Source organism: Cellulomonas gilvus ATCC 13127 (assembly GCF_000218545.1).
GTDB lineage: Bacteria > Actinomycetota > Actinomycetes > Actinomycetales > Cellulomonadaceae > Cellulomonas > Cellulomonas gilvus.
This window is the reverse complement of record NC_015671.1, coordinates 1,800,794-1,816,883: the sequence shown is the minus strand read 5'-3', so window position 1 is coordinate 1,816,883 and position 16,090 is coordinate 1,800,794. Positions and strand designations below refer to the sequence as shown.

Genomic DNA, 16,090 nt, shown 5'->3' with positions numbered 1-16,090 from the left:
GGCGGATGCGCCGCCCGGTGTATCCGCCGTGTGCGCGCGGTATGCAGCCGCGCCGCTACCGTCCGGCGGGTGTGCACCGGGGAGGGATCGCCATGGAGCTCGTCGCAGCCGTGAGTCGCGGCCTGATCGCGCTCGTGTTCCTGGCGTCGGCGGCGAGCAAGGTCCGTCCCGCCGACCACCGCGAGTTCCGCGCGAGCGTCCGCCGGACCGGGCTGGTCCCCGCCCGGGCGGTCCGGCCGGCCGCGCTGCTGGTCGTGGCGCTCGAGGCAGCCGTCGTCCCCCTGGTCCTGGTGCCCGCGACCGCGTCGCTCGGTGCCGCGCTCGCGGCGCTCCTGCTGGCCGGGTTCGTCGGGGTGATCGTCGTGGCGGTGCGCACCGGCCGGGCCGTCGAGTGCCGGTGCTTCGGGGCGGGCGCGACGCTCGGTGCGCAGCACGTCGCCCGCAACGCGTTCCTGCTGCTCGCCTGTCTCGGCGCGACGCAGGCGCCGCCGCCGTTCACGGCGGGTGCGGCGCCCCAGCTCGCGTGCGGGTTCGTCGTGGCCGGCCTGCTCGCGCTCGCGGTCACCCGGCTCGACGACGTGCTCGACCTGCTCCGTCACCGCACCGTGCTCCGGGAGTCCTGATGCCGTACCTCGCCGCCACGACCGTGCTGCTCGCGGTCGTCGTGCTGGTCAACCTCACGGTCACGCTGCGCCTGGCGCGCGACGTGCGGGACCTGCGTGGTCAGGTCGCGGCGGGCGCCGCGGCCGGCGGTCCGCCCCCGGGGATGTTCCCGGTGGGCGCGCCGGTCCGGCCGTTCGCCGTCACGACCGTGGACGGTGCACCGCTCACGGCGGACACGCTCGCACCGTGGACCCTGGTGGCCGTCCTCAGCCCGGACTGCACGCCGTGCCACGAGGGTCTGCCGGCGTTCCTCACCACCGCACGCGAGGTCCCGGGCGGGCGAGCGCACGTCGTCGTGGCCCTCGCGGACTCGCCCGACGGCGCACCCGCGCTCGTCGCTCGTCTGCGCGACGAGGCGCAGGTCGTCGTCGGCGACGACGCGGACCGGCTGGTCGAGGCGCTCTCGGTGGGTCAGTTCCCGTTCTTCGCGTGGGTCGGGCCGGATGCGGTGGTCGAGTATGGCGGGCTCCAGGCCGATCTGACGGTCCTGCCGGTCAGCGTGTGGTCGTGAGCGTGCCCGAACGCACGGGGACCGGCACGCTCGCGCGGCACGCGGCGCACGCGCTGCGCCTCGCCTGGGGCGCGTCCCGGCGTGTGACGGCGGCGTACGTCGCCGCGCTCGTCGTGCTCGCCGCCGTGCCCCTCGTGGTGGCGTGGTGCACCAAGCTGCTCCTGGACGCGCTCGGCCGGGACGCGCCCGCGTCCCGGCTCGTCAGCGTGGCGCTCGTCCTGGCGGGCGCGGGTGTCGTGGCCGCGTGGCTCCCGCAGGTGCAGCAGCACCTCCAGGCCCAGCTGCAGCGAGCGGTCGCCATGGCCAGCCTGGTGCGGCTGTACGAGGCCGTGAACCGACTGCCCGGGATCGCGCGGTTCGAGACCCCGGAGTTCCTCGACCGCCTACGGCTCGCGCAGCAGTCGACCACGGGCGTTCCCGCCTCGGTCGTGCAGCTCGTGCTCGGCCTGGTCACGGGGCTGTTGACCACGGTCGGCTTCGTCGTCTCGCTCGTCGCGATCAACCCGCCCATGGTCGTCGTCGTCCTGCTGGGTGCGGTGCCCGCGCTCGTCGCCGAGCTCGCGCTCGCCCGGCGTCGCGCCACCACGCTGTGGCACGTCACGCCCGCGCAGCGCCGCGAGCTGGTCTACAGCATGGTCCTGACCGACGCGCAGGCCGCCAAGGAGATCCGGCTGTTCGGGCTCGGCGACTTCCTGCTGGGCCGGATCGTCCGGGAACGTCGCGCGGCCGACGCCGAGCAGCGCGCGGTCGACGTGCGCGACCTGCGGGTGCAGGGCTGGCTCAGCCTGCTGTCCGCGGGGGTCGCGGGCGCCGGGCTGGTGTGGGCCGTGCTGCAGGCGCACGTGGGCCGCCTGAGCATCGGTGACCTGACGCTGTTCGTCGCGGCGGTCGCGGGCGTGCAGGCCGCCACGACGGCCGCGACGCAGCAGGTCGCCCAGCTGCGCGAGAACCTCCTGCTGTTCGGCCACTTCGTCGCGGTCGTGGGGTGCGCTCCCGACCTGCCCGTCGCGGTCCGGCCCGCGGCGCTCGCGCCGCTCGACGCGGAGATCCGGCTGGAGGACGTCTGGTTCCGCTACGCCGACGACCTGCCGTGGGTGCTGCGCGGCGTCGACCTGGTGATCCCCCGCGGCACCACGCTCGCGCTGGTCGGCGTCAACGGCGCGGGCAAGAGCACGCTGGTCAAGCTGCTGTGCCGGTTCTACGACCCCACGCACGGCCGCATCACGTGGGACGGCACGGATCTGCGTGACGTCGACCCCGCCGACCTGCGTGCACGTCTCGCGACCGTGTTCCAGGACTTCGTGCAGTACGACATGACGGCGCACGACAACATCGGCATCGGCTCGCTCGCCGCGCTGGAGGACCAGGAGCAGGTGGAGCGCGCCGCGGTGCGCTCCGGCGTCGACCCCGCGCTGCGTGCGCTCCCCCGCGGCTACGCGACCCCGTTGACCCGCCTGGTGCTGGGCCTGGACGACGAGGACGCGAGCACGGGTGTCCCGCTGTCCGGCGGCCAGTGGCAGCGCCTCGCGCTGGCGCGCGCGTTCATGCGCGAGGACGCCGACCTGCTGGTCCTCGACGAGCCGAGCTCGGGTCTGGACGCCGAGGCCGAGCACGACATCCACGGCAGCCTCACCCGGTTCCGGCAGGGGCGCACGAGCGTGCTGATCTCCCACCGGCTCGGCGCGGTGCGTGCGGCCGACACGATCGTCGTCCTGGACGGAGGCGTCGTCGCCGAGCACGGCACGCACGACGACCTCGTCGGACGCGACGGCACGTACGCGCGGCTGTTCGCGCTGCAGCGGCGCGGGTACGACGAGCCCTCGGGCACCGACCGGGAGCCCGTCGCGTCGGACGCGTGACCCTGGCGGTGTGCACGCGATGTGCGGAGAAAGTGCGCGCTCTTCCTAGCGTCGTGCCGACGGCCGATGGACGGTCGTGGACACGAAGGAGTGGCATGTACCAGTACAAGTGCGTCAACGGCATCCCCTACCGCCGCCTGTGCGTGTGGGGCAGCACCGGCCCGGTCAGCTGCGGCCCCTGGGCCCGGGTCGCCGGCGTGTGCGCCTGACCTCACGCCCGTGCGCTCTGTGGGAGCGCTCCTAGGTGGCCGGCCCCCGACGGTGGGGGCCGGCCATCGCCGTCTGCGCGACCAGCTCGCGAGCGTGCAGGCGGATGAGCGTGGGCATGCGGAACGTCCCGTCCGGCGCGGCGTCCAGCAGACGGAAGTGCGCCAGCCGCTCGAGGCCGTCCGCCACCAGCCCCGGCTCCTGGTCGGGCACCAGCGCCGCGGCCTGGACCGCGGAGACGGCCCCGGGCACGGCTGCGAGCGCCCGGTAGAGGCGCGAGACGTGCTCGCCCCGATGCGTGCGCTCCACCTGCGCCACCACGTCGCCCAGGCGCCCGCGCATCGCGCGCTGCCCGATCTCCAGGGCGTCGAGCCGGCGCGACTCGTCGACGAACCGCTCGGCGAGCCCCGCGACCGTCAGCTCGGGACGGCACGCGAGGCGTCCCGCCGCGAGCACGAGCGCCAGCGGCAGGTGGTCGCAGCACTCCGCGACGGTCGCGGCGTGGGCACGGTCGGCGCCGACGAACGCGCGTCCGCCGGCCCGTTCGAGCAGCCGGACCGCGTCCACCGTCTCGAGCGGCCCGACGCCCAGCTGGGTCACGGGGTCGAGGCCCACCAGCCTCGGTCTGCTCGTGACCAGCAGCGCCGCGCCAGGAGACGTCGGCAGCAGCGGCGTCACGGCGTCAGCGGTCGGCGCGTTGTCGAGCACCACCAGCACGCGTCGGCCGTGCAGCAGCGACCGCAGCCGTGCCGCGGCCTCGTCGGGACAGTCCGCCGCGGGTGCGTCGGGGACGAACGACCGGAAGACGCGGTCGAGCACCTCACGCGTGCCCACGCTCGGCCGCGCGGCCAGGTCGACGTGCACGACGCCGTCGGGGAACGCGTCCTGCACGGCCCGGGCCGCCGTCACCGCCAACGCCGACGACCCCGCGCCCATGGGTCCGTGCACCGCGACGACCGCGGGCCCCGCGGCCACGTCGGTGAGCCGAGCCGTCGCGCGCGCGAGCAGGTCGTCGCGGCCCACCAGGAACGGCGGCGCGGGAGGCAGCTCGTGCGGCACGTGCCCGCCGCCGTGGTGCACCGCGTCCGGGAGCGGCGCGGACCGCGCGGTCGGCAGCGGTGCCCCACCGGCGTGGGCCGGGGCGGCTGCGGGGCGGACAGGTGCCGCGTCGCCGTGCAGGATCTCGTCGTGCAGCCGCCGCAGCTCGGGCCCGGGCTCGATGCCCAGCTCCTCGATCAGGCGGCGCCGCGCGGCCGTGTACGTCCGCAACGCTGCCGCGCTGTCCCCCGCCGTCCACTGCACGTGCATGAGCAGCGCCTGCGCCGACTCCCGCAGCGGCTCGGCCGCCGCGTACCGGCGCGCCCACGCGACCACCCGGTCGTCGCCCGCCTGCAGAGCCGCACGGATCCACAGCTCCTGCAGGACCCGGTGCTCGTCGTCGAGCGCCGCCTGCGTCGCCTCCAGGCCCGGCCCGAGCGCGACACCGTCCAGCGGCCGGCCGCGCCACAGGCTGCGCGCCTGCCCGAGCGTCTGCGCCGCGAGCACCGGCCGGCCGTCGCGCAGCGCGGCGCGGCCTGCCTCCACCAGCCGGCGGGACCTGACCAGGTCCAGCTCGTCCGGGTCGAGCACCAGCCGGTAGCCGCAGTCCACCGTGAGCAGCCGGTCCGCCGGCAGCACGCGGCGCAGCTGCGTCGCGTACGTCCTCAGGTTCGCCAGCGCGGACCGTGGCGGCTCGTCCGGCCACAGGTCCGCGAGCAACGACCCGACCGGTGCGGTCCGGCCGAGCCGCACCATCAGCGCCGCCGCGAACGCGCGCACCTTGGTCGCCCTGATGGGCACGGGCACACCGTCGACCCGCACCTCGGGCGATCCGAGCACGCGCAGCTCGAGCGTTCCCGAGCCGTCCTGGACACCGTTGCCCATGGCCGAGCTTCCCCCCTGCCGCACCGGACGCGGGAGGGGCTGAGGGGCCCGTGACCGGTGCTTCGGCAACGAACGATAGGCCACGCGTGACGCGCGGCACACCCCCCGAGGCCCACGCTCGTCCGGGAGTCGTGGCCGGGCACAGCGCGACGAAGGCCGCCCTCGACGTTCCGAGGACGGCCTTCGACGAACAGCTGAATCGGTCGGGCTGACAGGATTTGAACCTGCGACCCCTTGACCCCCAGTCAAGTGCGCTACCAAGCTGCGCCACAGCCCGATGGCTCCCGAAGAAGCCTGCGACAGCCTACCCCACACGGGCCTCCGCCTCGGACACGTCCCGGTCGCGGCGGCGTGCTCGCAGCACCTCCAGCTCGGCGCCCACCAGACCGAGCAGCAGCAGGTCGAGCGCGAGCATCGCGTACCCCGCCCACTCGTCGACACGCAGCAGGGCGACCTGCGTGACCAGCAGGCTGGCCAGGACGCCACGGCGGAACCACTCGAAGGCCCGCTCGCGGTCACCCCGCACCGCGAGCCCGACCGCGCAGGACACGGCCGTGGCCGCGCCGCCGGCGACGAGCATGGCGACCACCCACGTGGACGAGTCCGCGTCGGGCAGGGTGAGCCCGCGGACCACCGCGAAGACGGCGCTCCCGACGATCGTGGCGACCGCGATCCACGGGACCCATGCGGCCCGCACGAGGCGGCGCGTGGTGGCCACGACCGCACGGGAGACCGCCGCGATCGGGTCGGGCAGCTCGGCGTGGTCGGGCCGCACGGTGGCGACCAGCGCGGCGGCCTCCGGGTGGCCGGTGGTCCCTACCGACTGCTCGAGCAGCGTCTCGGCGTGCTCCCGCACGCGTGGCGAGAAGCCTCCCGCGACGCCCGCGACGGCCTGGTCCACGGCCGCGGCCAGGCGCTCGGCGGGCACGGGCCGGCTGCCGGCGGTGACGGCCTCGCCGACGAGCGCGAGCGCCACCACGGACGCGTACACGAGCATCGCGGTGGGCCCGTAGAAGTAGTCGTAGTCCTCGGTGACGAACTTGCCGACCTCGTCGACGAACAGCCCGAACCCGACGCCGCCCAGCAGCACCACGAACGGCCGGACGACCGGCCCCATGAAGGACAGCGCCAGGACCAGCGCGAGCCCCATGAGGAGCCCGCCCCACAGCACGTGCGAGACGTGCAGGCCGTCGCCGCCCACCTGCGGGAAGCCGGCCGCGGCGAGCGCGCCGCGCGTGACCAGCACGGTCACCACGGTCACGACGAGGAAGCCCGTCAGGTGCCGGGACGCGTCCGGGTCACGCGGCAGGCCCCAGCGCAGGAGCGTGCCGCGCAGACCACGCGACGGCGAGCTCACCGGCGGCGCTTCTCCCGCACGCGCACGGAGATGGTGATGGGCGTGCCCTCGAACCCGAACGTCTCCCGCAGGCGGCGCTCGATGTACCGGCGGTAGCCCGGGTCCAGGAAGCCCGTGGTGAACACGACGAAGCGGGGCGGTCGGGTCGAGGCCTGCGTCGCGAAGAGGATGCGGGGCTGCTTGCCGCCGCGCACGGGGTGCGGGTGCGCCGCGACGAGCTCGCCCAGGAACGCGTTGAGGCGTCCCGTGGAGATCCGAGTGTCCCAGGACTCGAGCGAACGCTCGAGCGCGGGCACCAGACGCTCGGCGTGCCAGCCGGTCTTCGCGGAGATGTTGACGCGCGGCGCCCAGGTGACCTGCACCAGCTCCTTCTCGATCTCGCGCTCGAGGTACGGCCGGCGGTCCTCGTCCATGAGGTCCCACTTGTTGTACGCGATCACCAGGGCACGGCCCGCGTCGATGACCTGCTGGACCACGCGCGTGTCCTGCTCGGTCATCGGCTGCGACGCGTCGAGCAGCACGACGGCGACCTCGGCCTTCTCGATCGCGGCCTGCGTGCGCAGGCTCGCGTAGAAGTCCGCGCCCTGCGTCTGGTGCACGCGGCGCCGGATGCCTGCGGTGTCCACGAACACCCACGGCACGCCCTTGAGCTCGATCAGCTCGTCCACCGGGTCGCGCGTGGTGCCCGCGATCTCGTCGACGACGACGCGCTGCGTACCCGCGACCTTGTTGAGCAGCGAGGACTTGCCGACGTTGGGCCGTCCGACGAGCGCGACGCGGCGCGGGCCCTGCGGCCGCACGACGCCGTGCTCGGAGACCTCGGGCAGGGCGTCGAGCACCGCGTCCAGCAGGTCGCCCGTACCGCGGCCGTGCAGCGCCGAGACCGGGTACGGCTCCCCCAGGCCGAGTGCCCACAGCGCGGCCGCGTCGGCCTCACCCGCGGGACCGTCCACCTTGTTGGCGCACAGCACCACGGGCTTGCCCGCGCGCCGCAGCAGGCGGACCACCTGCTCGTCCGTGTCGGTCGAGCCCACGGTCGCGTCGACGACGAAGACCACCGCGTCGGCCAGCGCGATGGCGACCTCCGCCTGCTCGGCGACGCGCGCGTCGATGCCCGCGACGTCGACCTCCCAGCCGCCCGTGTCGACGACCATGAACCGGCGTCCGGCCCACTCGGCGGGGTAGCTCACGCGGTCGCGCGTGACGCCCGGCTTGTCCTCGACCACCGCCTCGCGGCGGCCGATCACGCGGTTGACCAGCGTCGACTTGCCGACGTTCGGCCGGCCGACGATCGCCAGCACCGGAAGCGCCGCGGGGGCGTCGTCGTCCTCGTCGTCGCCGTGCACGCCGTGCAGGAGCGCGAGGTCGTCGTCCTCCAGCTCGTACTCCGCGAGACCGGCACGCAGCGCGCGCTCACGCTCGGCGTCCCCCGCCTCGTCGGGCAGGACGAAGTCGACCTCAGGCTCACTCATGCCGACCATTGTCCCCGACGCGCGGGGTGCGGCCTCACCAGCGCGCGGGACGGGTCATGTCTCGGCCGCGCCGGCGTCCGCCGCGGACTCCAGAGGGGCGTCCGTCGGCAGCGTGAGACCCGTCGCGGTCACGGTCGCGGCGACGTGCAGCGCGAGCGCGTCGCGCAGCCGCTCGTTGGCCTCGACCATCGCCTGCCGGCCCGACATGCCCGCGGGCCGCTCCAGCACCACGGGCTCGCCGAACGCGACCACCACGCGCCGTCGCACGCGCGGGACGTGGTTGACGCCCTCGCCCGTCCGGCGCGTGCCGAGCACCGCGACCGGCACGACGGGTGCGCGTCCGTTCAGCGCGAGCCACGTGATGCCTGCGCGGGCGTCCGCGGCGTCGCCCCGCCCGCGTGAGCCCTCGGGGAACACCCCGACGACCCCGCCGCGCTTGAGGACGCCGAGAGCGGCGGCCAGGGCGCCGCGACCCCCGTCCCGGTCCACCGGGATCTGGCCCGCGGCGTGCAGGAAGCGGCCCAAGGCGCCGACGAACATCTCCTCCTTGATGAGCATGTGCGTGGGCCGGGGGGCCGCGCCCACCAGCACGGGTCCGTCGATCACGCCCGTGTGGTTGGCGGCCAGCAGCACCGGGCCGTCGGCGGGGACGTGCTCACGGCCCAGCACGCGCGTGTTCCACACCACGCGCGCCAGGAACCAGCCCACCCACCGTGCCCAGCGCGGTCCGCGAGCGGACGGGACCGGGTCCCGTGGTCGGTCCGCGCGTGCGCTCATCGCGCACCGTCCGACGCGGCGCGCGCGACCACCGCGAGCACGGCCTGCACGGTCTGCTCGAAGTCCAGGTCGGAGGAGTCGACCGTGACCACACCGTCCGCGGCGACGTGGAACTGCACGACGGTCGAGTCGTCCGCGTCGCGCCGCAGCACCTGGTCGCGGGTCGCGGCCACCGCGTCGTCGTCGTCCGAGCCGTGCACGTCGCGTGCGCGCCGCGCGAGCCGGGCCTCCTCGGACGCGGTGAGCAGGATGCGCACGTCCGCATCAGGTGCGACGACGGTCGTGATGTCCCGTCCCTCGGCCACGATCCCCCGCCCGGCGGAGAAGGACGAGGCGTCCGCCTGCGCCGCGATCGCGGCGCGCTGCCGTTCGCGCAGCTCGTCGCGCACGTCCAGGTTGGTCGCCACCGCGCTGACCGCGGCCGAGATCGCGGTCTCGCGGATCGCCTCGTCGACGTCGGTCGTGCCGACGCGGACGTGCGGTGCGGCGGGGTCGACGCCCTGGTCGAGCGGGAGGGCCCGCACCGCGCGCGCCACCGCCGGCTGGTCGTCGAGCGGCACGCCCTCGTGCAGGCACCACCACGTCGCCGCGCGGTACATCGCACCGGTGTCCAGGTACGCGAGCCCCAGGCGTCGCGCGACCTCGCGCGAGACGCTCGACTTGCCCGAGCCCGACGGCCCGTCGATCGCGACGACGAGCGTGCTCACGCCACCAGCCTCCATCCGCGGGCCGTCAGCTCCGCCTCCAGGTGGGCCACCGCTCCGGGCAGCACCGAGATGATCGTCATGCCGACCGGGCGGCCGGCCGCGTGCTCGAGGCGCAGGTCCTCGAGGTTGACGCCGGCCTCGCCGACGTCGGTGAGCAGGCGTGCGAGCGCGCCCGGCTCGTCCGGGACCAGCACGGCGACCTCGTCGTACGTGCGCTGCACGCCGCCGTGCTTGCCCGGGATCCGCGCGACTCCGTCGTTGCCGCGCGCGATCGCGTGCGCGATCGTCACGAGCGCACCGGCCCCGACCGTCTCCGGACCCTGGGCGGCGTCCGCGGCCGCCAGCGCGTCGATGACCGCGTCGAGGTCGCCGCGCAGCGCCGTGAGCAGCGGCCGGACGGCGGCGGAGTTCGCCGCGAGGATCGAGGTCCACAGCTCGGCGTCCGAGGCCGCGATGCGCGTCACGTCGCGCAGGCCCTGCCCCGCGAGCCCGAGCGCGGACTCGTCGACGTCGACCAGGCGGGCCGCCATGAGCGAGGCCACCACCTGCGGCACGTGCGAGACCGCCGCGACCGCGGCGTCGTGCGCGTCCGCGTCCATCGTCACCGGCACCGCGCCCAGGTCGACGGCGAGCTCGCGCACGGCCAGCACGGCGTGCGCCGCCGACTCCTGCGCCTGCGCGATGACCCACGGCCGGCCCAGGAACAGGTCCGGCACGGCGGCCGACGGGCCCGAGCGCTCACGTCCGGCCATCGGGTGGGAGCCCACGTACCGGTCCAGCGGGGCACCGGCCGCGCGGAGCTCCGCGAGCACGTGACCCTTGACGCTCGCGACGTCCGTGACGACCGCCTCCGGGTGCCGGGCGAGCTCACGCGCCACCACGTCGGCGGTCACGTCCGGCGGGGCGGCCACCACGACGAGCGTCGGCTCGTCGTCATCGGGTGCCGCCGGCCGGCCCGCACCCACGTCGCGAGCGAGCGCGACCGCGGTGCGCGACGGGTCCTGCAGCCGGACGTCGACGCCGAGCGCGCGCAGCCGCAGACCCACGGACGCGCCCAGCAGGCCGGTCCCGACCACCAGGACGGGACCATGGGTCGCGGCCGTCACATGCCCGCCTGCGACATCAACGAGCCGATCTCCACCTGGGACAGGACGCGCGTGCGGCCCGGCTTGAGGTCGCCCAGCCGGATCGGGCCGATGCGCGTGCGGACCAGCTTGGTCACCGGGTGGTCGACCGCGTCGAACATGCGGCGGACGATGCGGTTGCGCCCCTCGTGCAGCACGATCTCGACGAGGCTCGCGTGCGACAGCGCCTGCACGATCGTCACCTCGTCGGCCTTGACCGGACCGTCGTCGAGCTCGATGCCCTTGCGCAGCCGAGCGGCGAGCGCGGGCGTGACCCGGCCCTGCACCTCGGCCAGGTACGTCTTGGGCACGCCGTGCGACGGGTGCGACAGGTGGTTGGCGAGCTCGCCGTCGCTCGTGAGCAGCAGCAGCCCCTCGGTGTCCGCGTCGAGGCGGCCGACGTGGAACAGGCGCTCGCTGCGGTCCCGCACGAACTGGGCGACCGACGGCCGGCCCTCGGGGTCGTGCATCGTCGAGACGACGCCCTTGGGCTTGTTGACGGCGATCGTCACGTGCGACGTGTCCAGCTGGACGCGCATCCCGTCGACCAGCACCACGGCCTTCTTCGGGTCGATGCGCACCCCGAGCTCGACGACGACCTGCCCGTCGACCTCGACGCGGCCCGACGAGATGAGCGTCTCGCATGCGCGGCGCGAGCCCATCCCGGCGGCGGCGAGCACCTTCTGCAGGCGCACGCCCTCGGGGTCGTGCACGTCGATCGGCGCGGCGCTGACGGCAGGGCGCTGTGGACCGCGGCGCACCGGGGCCGCCTTGCCGCGCGAGCCGCCCGCGGGCTTGCCGGCCTGGCCGCGGTGCGGCTTCTTGGCGCCGCCACCGGGACCGCCGGCACCCCGGGACGCTCCCCCGGCGCCGCCGGCACGACCGGGGCGTGCGGGACGGTCGCCATCACCACGGCGCTGCTGCGGGCTCATACGGGTTCTCCGATCGTGCGGCCGGTGTCGTCGACGCCCTCGAAGGCATCGATCTCCGGCAGGTAGGGGGCGAGCGGGGGCAGCTCGTCGAGGGTGGACAGGCCCATCCGCTCCAAGAAGTATCCCGTGGTCGCGTACAGCAGCGCACCGCTGGTCGGTTCCGTGCCCGTCTCGACGATCAGCCCGCGCGCCACGAGCGTGCGCACCACGCCGTCGACGTTGACGCCGCGCACCGCCGAGACCTGTCCGCGGGTGACGGGCTGCCGGTAGGCGATCACCGCGAGCGTCTCGAGCGCGGCCTGGGTCAGCCGCGCGGTCTGGCCGTCGAGCACGAACCGCCCGACGACGTCCGCGTAGGCCGGTGCCGAGTACACGCGCCACCCCTGCCCGACCTCGCGCAGCTCGAACCCGCGCACGCGCCCGCCGTGCTCGCCCCGGTAGTCGGCGGCGAGCTCGTGCAGCAGCTCCTCGACCCGGGCGGTGGGCAGCGCGAGGACCGTCGCGAGCCGGACGGCCGAGACGGGCTCGTCCGCGACCATGAGCACGGCCTCGAGCGCGCCGAGCGCCCCGCCGGGCAACGACTCGACGTCGAACGCCAGGTCGTCGGGCACGACCGGCTCGTCGTGCGCACCCGCCGCGACCTCGTCGTCCGGTGCGTCCTGCTCTGGCGCGTCGGTCATGCGTCTGCCTCCTGGGGTTCGGCTGCGGCGGGGTCGAGCGGGTCGCCCGGACCGTCGCCCTCGTCGAAGTCGTCGGACACCGTGACGTCGCCCTCGGCCGCGCCGGTCCACCGCACGGTCAGCTCGCCCAGCGGCGTCACCTGGTCGAACCCGACCGCACCCTCGCGGAACAGCTCGAGCACGGCCAGGAAGCGCGCCACCACGACGATCGTCGACCCCGCGTCCGCCACCAGCGCGCGGAAGGAGGCGGCGCCGGAATGCCGCAGGCGGTCGACGAGCACCGCGGCCTGCTCGCGCACCGACACCGGCGGCGCGTGCAGGTGGCTGATGTCCACGCCGGGCGGAGGCGCCTGGGGTGCGAGCGCCTTCGCGGCGAGTGCGGCGAGCTGCTCCGGGCCGACCTGCAGGACGAGCTCCGGCAGCAGCGCGGCCAGGTGCGGCTCGAGCCCGACGGTGCGGGGGAACCGGCGCCCCTCGGTCGCCCACCGGTGCGCGAGGTGCGCGGCCACCTGCTTGTACGCGCGGTACTGCAGCAGGCGCACGAACAGCAGGTCACGCGCCTCGAGCAGCTCGAGGTCGTCGGCGTCCTCGACGTCCGCCGACGGGAGCAGCCGGGCGGCCTTGAGGTCGAGCAGCGTGGCCGCGACGACGAGGAACTCCGAGGCGCGGTTGAGGTCCCACCCGGCCTCGGCGGCGCGGATGTACGCGATGAACTCGTCGGTCACGCGCGCCAGCGCGACCTCGGTGATGTCGAGCTTGTGCTTGGCGATCAGGCCCAGCAGCAGGTCGAACGGGCCCGTGAAGTTCTCGAGGTGGACCTCGAAGCCTGCGGTACCCGCCGGCGCGGTCTCAGGCGGCGTCGCCACGGGCGACGAGCTCGCGCGCGAGCTGACGGTAGGCCGCCGCGCCCGCGTGGGACGGGGCGTACGTCGTGATCGGCTCGGCCGCCACGGTCGCGTCCGGGAACTTGACGGTGCGCCCGATGACCGTGTGCAGGAGCGTGTCCGAGAACGCCTCGTGCACGCGTGCCACGACCTCGCGGGCGTGCAGCGTCCGCGAGTCGTACATGGTGGCCAGGATGCCGTCGACCTCGAGGCGCGGGTTCAGCCGGTCGCGGACCTTCTCGATCGTCTCGATGAGCAGCGCGACCCCGCGCAGCGCGAAGAACTCGCACTCGAGCGGGATGAGCACGCCGTGCGCGGCGGTCAGGGCGTTGACCGTCAGCAAGCCCAGCGACGGCTGGCAGTCGATGAGCACCACGTCGTAGTCGTCCAGCACGGGGCGCAGCACGCGTGACAGCACCGACTCGCGGGCCACCTCACCCACGAGCTGCACCTCGGCGGCCGACAGGTCGATGTTGGCCGGCAGGAGGTCCAGGTTGGGCGTGCTCGTCGAGCGGATGACGTCCCCGATGGTCGCGTCACGCTCCATGAGCAGGTTGTAGATGGTCCGGTCGAGCTCGTGCGGGCTCACCCCGAGGCCCACCGACGCGGCACCCTGCGGGTCGAAGTCCACGATCAGCACCTTGCGCCCGTACTCGGCGAGCGCGGCGGCCAGGTTGATGGTGGTCGTCGTCTTGCCGACGCCACCCTTCTGGTTGCACATCGCGATCACGCGCGCGGGGCCGTGCGACGCCAAGGGCGCGGGCTCCGGGAAGACCGGGAGGGGACGCCCCACTGCGTCGAGGTCCTGCGTCGTGTCGGTGCTCACCACGCCGCACAACCTACCGGAGCGGCCCGGTGCCGGGTGGTCACCGCCGCGCCCGTGGATGGCTCAGCTGGTAGACCTCGCGCAGCGAGTCCGGCGTCACGAGCGTGTAGACCTGCGTGGTGGTCACGGACGCGTGCCCGAGCAGCTCCTGCACCACCCGGACGTCGGCACCGCCCGCGAGCAGGTGCGTCGCGAACGAGTGCCGCAGCGTGTGGGGTGACAGGTGCTCGGCGTCCCCCAGGCCCGCGCGCCCGGCAGCGGTGCGCAGCACCGCCCACGCGCTCTGCCGGGACAGGCGCGCCCCGCGCGTGTTGAGGAACACCGCGGGAGTCCCGCGCCCCGCGGACGCGAGTGCGGGACGCGCGCGCACCAGATAGGCCTCCAGGGCTTCGAGGGCGAACGAGCCGAGCGGCACCACGCGCTCCTTGCCGCCCTTGCCGAACAGGCGCGCGTAGCCGTGCCCCGGCGTCCGGTCCACGTCGTCCACGTCCACGCCCACGGCCTCGGAGATGCGCGCGCCGGTCGCGTACAGCAGCTCGAGCAGCGCGCGGTCGCGCAGCGGCACCGGGCCGTCGCCCAGCCCGGCCGCCTCGATCAGCGCGGTGACCTGCTCCACCGGGATGGCCTTCGGGAGGCGGCGGGGCTGCGCCGGCGGCCGCACCGCGTGCGCGGCATCGGTGGGCGTGACGCCGTCGCGGACCCAGAACCGGTGCCAGCCGCGCACGGCCACCACGGCGCGCGCGGCCGACGCAGCCGAGAGCGCCGCACGCCCGTCCTGTCCCGTGCGCACCGCCGTCAGGAAGTCCTCGACGTCCCGCTCGACCACGTCGCCGGGCTCGGCCCGGCCACGCGCGGCGAGGAACGCGAGGTACCGCTCCAGGTCACGCCGGTAGGCCGCGAGCGTGTTGCGCGAGAGACCGCGCTCCACCGCGAGGTGCGCGAGGTAGCCCTCGAGGGCGAGCCGCAGCGCGGGAGCGGCCTCGGCGTCGCTGGGCGCGGTCATCGTCGTGCGTGGCTCGCCGTGGTCAGGGGGTCACAGCGGGAGGAAGACGTCGACCGTGATCGCGACCGAGAGCAGCGTGAGGTACGTGATCGACGCGTGGAACACCGTCATCGCACGCAGCTTGCCGCGTGCCGGGTCCTGCGCCCGGCGCAGCAGGGTGATGCAGGACCAGAGGAACCACGCACCCAGCCCGGACGCGACCACGGCGTACACCCAGGTCATGCCCGCGGCGGGGACCAGCAGCAGCGAGCACGCGATCATCGCGACCGTGTAGCCGATCATCTCGCGCGCGACGCGCGTGTCCTTGGCGACCACCGGCAGCATCGGCACGCCGGCGGCGGCGTAGTCGCGGCGGAACTTCATCGACAGGGGCCAGTAGTGCGGCGGGGTCCAGAAGAACACGACGCCGAACAGCAGCACGGCGGGCCAGCCGACCTCGCCGGTCACCGACGACCAGCCGATCAGCACAGGCATGCAGCCGGCCGCGCCTCCCCACACGATGTTCTGCGGCGTGCGGCGCTTGAGGATCATGGTGTAGCCGACGACGTAGATGACGATCGCGGACGCGGCGAGCAGCGACGAGACGGGGTTGACCAGGAGCCACAGCCAGGTCAGTGCGACGACGCCGAGCACCAGACCGAACGTGAGCGCGGCCCGCGGGCTGATCGCCCCCGTCGCCGTCGGACGGCGTCGCGTCCGGTTCATCACCTGGTCGATGTCGCGGTCCAGGTAGCAGTTGAGGACGTTGGCCGAGCCGGCCGCCAGCGCTCCGCCCACGAGCGTCGCGACCACCAGCCACCAGCCCGGCCAGCCGTGCTCGGCCAGGATCATCGTCGGGATGGTCGTGACCAGCAGCAGCTCGATGACGCGCGGCTTGGTCAGCGTGACGTACCCGCCGGCCGTCGCGCGGACCCGCCCCCAGGTCGTCGTCGGCACGGGCCCGACCGCCCTCCGCGGCGCCGCTCCCCCGTGGCCGACCCCGCCGACGCGGGGCGCGGCCACGGCCGGACCTCCGGCGTCGTCGACGGACAGGGGGCTCGTGAGGCGCACGGCGGGGCGGTTTCCGTTTCGTCGGGGCGCCCGGCGGTTGGCCAGGCGCGGGGGGACGTCGCGGCCATGCTACGGCCTGACCGGGACCTAAGCCCCCCCTGGCCCCGTCGCCTCC

General features: G+C 74.9%; 15 protein-coding genes and 1 tRNA gene. 3 read left to right on the top strand and 13 right to left on the bottom strand.

Features of this window, described 5'->3' with window-relative positions:
• The first annotated feature begins 92 nt into the window (after positions 1-92).
• The 3 genes from CELGI_RS16475 to CELGI_RS08400 are packed head-to-tail and all read left to right on the top strand — an operon-like array spanning position 93 to position 3,033.
• Positions 93-623 carry a MauE/DoxX family redox-associated membrane protein gene (locus tag CELGI_RS16475; protein WP_013883697.1) on the top strand — a complete coding sequence of 177 codons (531 nt, stop codon included), beginning with the start codon at positions 93-95 and terminating at the stop codon, positions 621-623.
• Positions 623-1,174 (top strand): TlpA family protein disulfide reductase, encoded by a 552-nt coding sequence (locus CELGI_RS16470; protein ID WP_013883696.1) that lies wholly within the window; start codon positions 623-625, stop codon positions 1,172-1,174. Before CELGI_RS16475 ends, CELGI_RS16470 begins: the two co-directional genes overlap by 1 nt.
• Entirely contained in the window at positions 1,171-3,033 is a 1,863-nt protein-coding gene (locus CELGI_RS08400) for an ABC transporter ATP-binding protein (protein WP_013883695.1), read from the top strand. The genes CELGI_RS16470 and CELGI_RS08400 overlap by 4 nt, the downstream gene beginning before the upstream one ends.
• Positions 3,034-3,273: 240 nt before the next feature.
• Here the strand turns inward: CELGI_RS08400 and CELGI_RS08395 are convergent, their stop codons facing one another.
• The 13 genes from CELGI_RS08395 to CELGI_RS08335 form a co-directional block, all read right to left on the bottom strand.
• Positions 3,274-5,163 carry an AfsR/SARP family transcriptional regulator gene (locus tag CELGI_RS08395; protein WP_013883693.1) on the bottom strand — a complete coding sequence of 630 codons (1,890 nt, stop codon included), beginning with the start codon at positions 5,161-5,163 and terminating at the stop codon, positions 3,274-3,276.
• Between the two features lie 203 nt (positions 5,164-5,366).
• Positions 5,367-5,440 (bottom strand) — tRNA-Pro (locus CELGI_RS08390).
• Between the two features lie 27 nt (positions 5,441-5,467).
• Positions 5,468-6,520 carry a hypothetical protein gene (locus tag CELGI_RS08385; protein ID WP_013883692.1) on the bottom strand — a complete coding sequence of 351 codons (1,053 nt, stop codon included), beginning with the start codon at positions 6,518-6,520 and terminating at the stop codon, positions 5,468-5,470.
• On the bottom strand, positions 6,517-7,992 hold the full coding sequence (gene der, locus CELGI_RS08380) for a ribosome biogenesis GTPase Der (protein ID WP_013883691.1): 1,476 nt from the start codon (positions 7,990-7,992) through the stop codon (positions 6,517-6,519). Before der ends, CELGI_RS08385 begins: the two co-directional genes overlap by 4 nt.
• A gap of 54 nt (positions 7,993-8,046) precedes the next feature.
• Complete coding sequence (locus CELGI_RS08375; RefSeq protein WP_013883690.1) at positions 8,047-8,769, bottom strand: lysophospholipid acyltransferase family protein; 723 nt, start codon at positions 8,767-8,769, stop codon at positions 8,047-8,049.
• Positions 8,766-9,491, bottom strand: coding sequence for a (d)CMP kinase (gene cmk, locus CELGI_RS08370; RefSeq protein ID WP_041574156.1), 726 nt, complete (start codon positions 9,489-9,491; stop codon positions 8,766-8,768). Before cmk ends, CELGI_RS08375 begins: the two co-directional genes overlap by 4 nt.
• Positions 9,473-10,582, bottom strand: a complete 1,110-nt coding sequence (locus CELGI_RS17580) for a prephenate dehydrogenase (RefSeq protein ID WP_013883688.1) — start codon at positions 10,580-10,582, stop codon at positions 9,473-9,475. The genes cmk and CELGI_RS17580 overlap by 19 nt, the downstream gene beginning before the upstream one ends.
• Complete coding sequence (locus tag CELGI_RS17575) at positions 10,579-11,532, bottom strand: pseudouridine synthase (RefSeq protein WP_013883687.1); 954 nt, start codon at positions 11,530-11,532, stop codon at positions 10,579-10,581. The genes CELGI_RS17580 and CELGI_RS17575 overlap by 4 nt, the downstream gene beginning before the upstream one ends.
• Positions 11,529-12,212, bottom strand: coding sequence for an SMC-Scp complex subunit ScpB (gene scpB, locus CELGI_RS08355; protein WP_013883686.1), 684 nt, complete (start codon positions 12,210-12,212; stop codon positions 11,529-11,531). The genes CELGI_RS17575 and scpB overlap by 4 nt, the downstream gene beginning before the upstream one ends.
• On the bottom strand, positions 12,209-13,078 hold the full coding sequence (locus tag CELGI_RS08350; protein ID WP_013883685.1) for a segregation and condensation protein A: 870 nt from the start codon (positions 13,076-13,078) through the stop codon (positions 12,209-12,211). The genes scpB and CELGI_RS08350 overlap by 4 nt, the downstream gene beginning before the upstream one ends.
• Complete coding sequence (locus CELGI_RS08345) at positions 13,062-13,925, bottom strand: ParA family protein (protein ID WP_013883684.1); 864 nt, start codon at positions 13,923-13,925, stop codon at positions 13,062-13,064. The genes CELGI_RS08350 and CELGI_RS08345 overlap by 17 nt, the downstream gene beginning before the upstream one ends.
• A 37-nt stretch (positions 13,926-13,962) precedes the next feature.
• On the bottom strand, positions 13,963-14,925 hold the full coding sequence (locus tag CELGI_RS08340) for a site-specific tyrosine recombinase XerD (protein ID WP_013883683.1): 963 nt from the start codon (positions 14,923-14,925) through the stop codon (positions 13,963-13,965).
• A 30-nt stretch (positions 14,926-14,955) separates the two neighbouring features.
• Entirely contained in the window at positions 14,956-15,861 is a 906-nt protein-coding gene (locus CELGI_RS08335) for a heme o synthase (RefSeq protein WP_041574566.1), read from the bottom strand.
• Positions 15,862-16,090: the final 229 nt, after the last annotated feature.

What these genes read in the sequence shown, in the direction of transcription:
- CELGI_RS16475 (WP_013883697.1), top strand. Translation starts at nt 93, where the DNA reads ATGGAGCTCGTCGCAGCCGTGAGTCGCGGCCTGATCGCGCTCGTGTTC.
- CELGI_RS16470 (WP_013883696.1), top strand. Translation starts at nt 623, where the DNA reads ATGCCGTACCTCGCCGCCACGACCGTGCTGCTCGCGGTCGTCGTGCTG.
- CELGI_RS08395 (WP_013883693.1), bottom strand. Translation starts at nt 5,163, where the DNA reads ATGGGCAACGGTGTCCAGGACGGCTCGGGAACGCTCGAGCTGCGCGTG.
- der (WP_013883691.1), bottom strand. Translation starts at nt 7,992, where the DNA reads ATGAGTGAGCCTGAGGTCGACTTCGTCCTGCCCGACGAGGCGGGGGAC.
- CELGI_RS08375 (WP_013883690.1), bottom strand. Translation starts at nt 8,769, where the DNA reads ATGAGCGCACGCGCGGACCGACCACGGGACCCGGTCCCGTCCGCTCGC.
- cmk (WP_041574156.1), bottom strand. Translation starts at nt 9,491, where the DNA reads ATGGAGGCTGGTGGCGTGAGCACGCTCGTCGTCGCGATCGACGGGCCG.
- CELGI_RS17575 (WP_013883687.1), bottom strand. Translation starts at nt 11,532, where the DNA reads ATGAGCCCGCAGCAGCGCCGTGGTGATGGCGACCGTCCCGCACGCCCC.
- scpB (WP_013883686.1), bottom strand. Translation starts at nt 12,212, where the DNA reads ATGACCGACGCGCCAGAGCAGGACGCACCGGACGACGAGGTCGCGGCG.
- CELGI_RS08340 (WP_013883683.1), bottom strand. Translation starts at nt 14,925, where the DNA reads ATGACCGCGCCCAGCGACGCCGAGGCCGCTCCCGCGCTGCGGCTCGCC.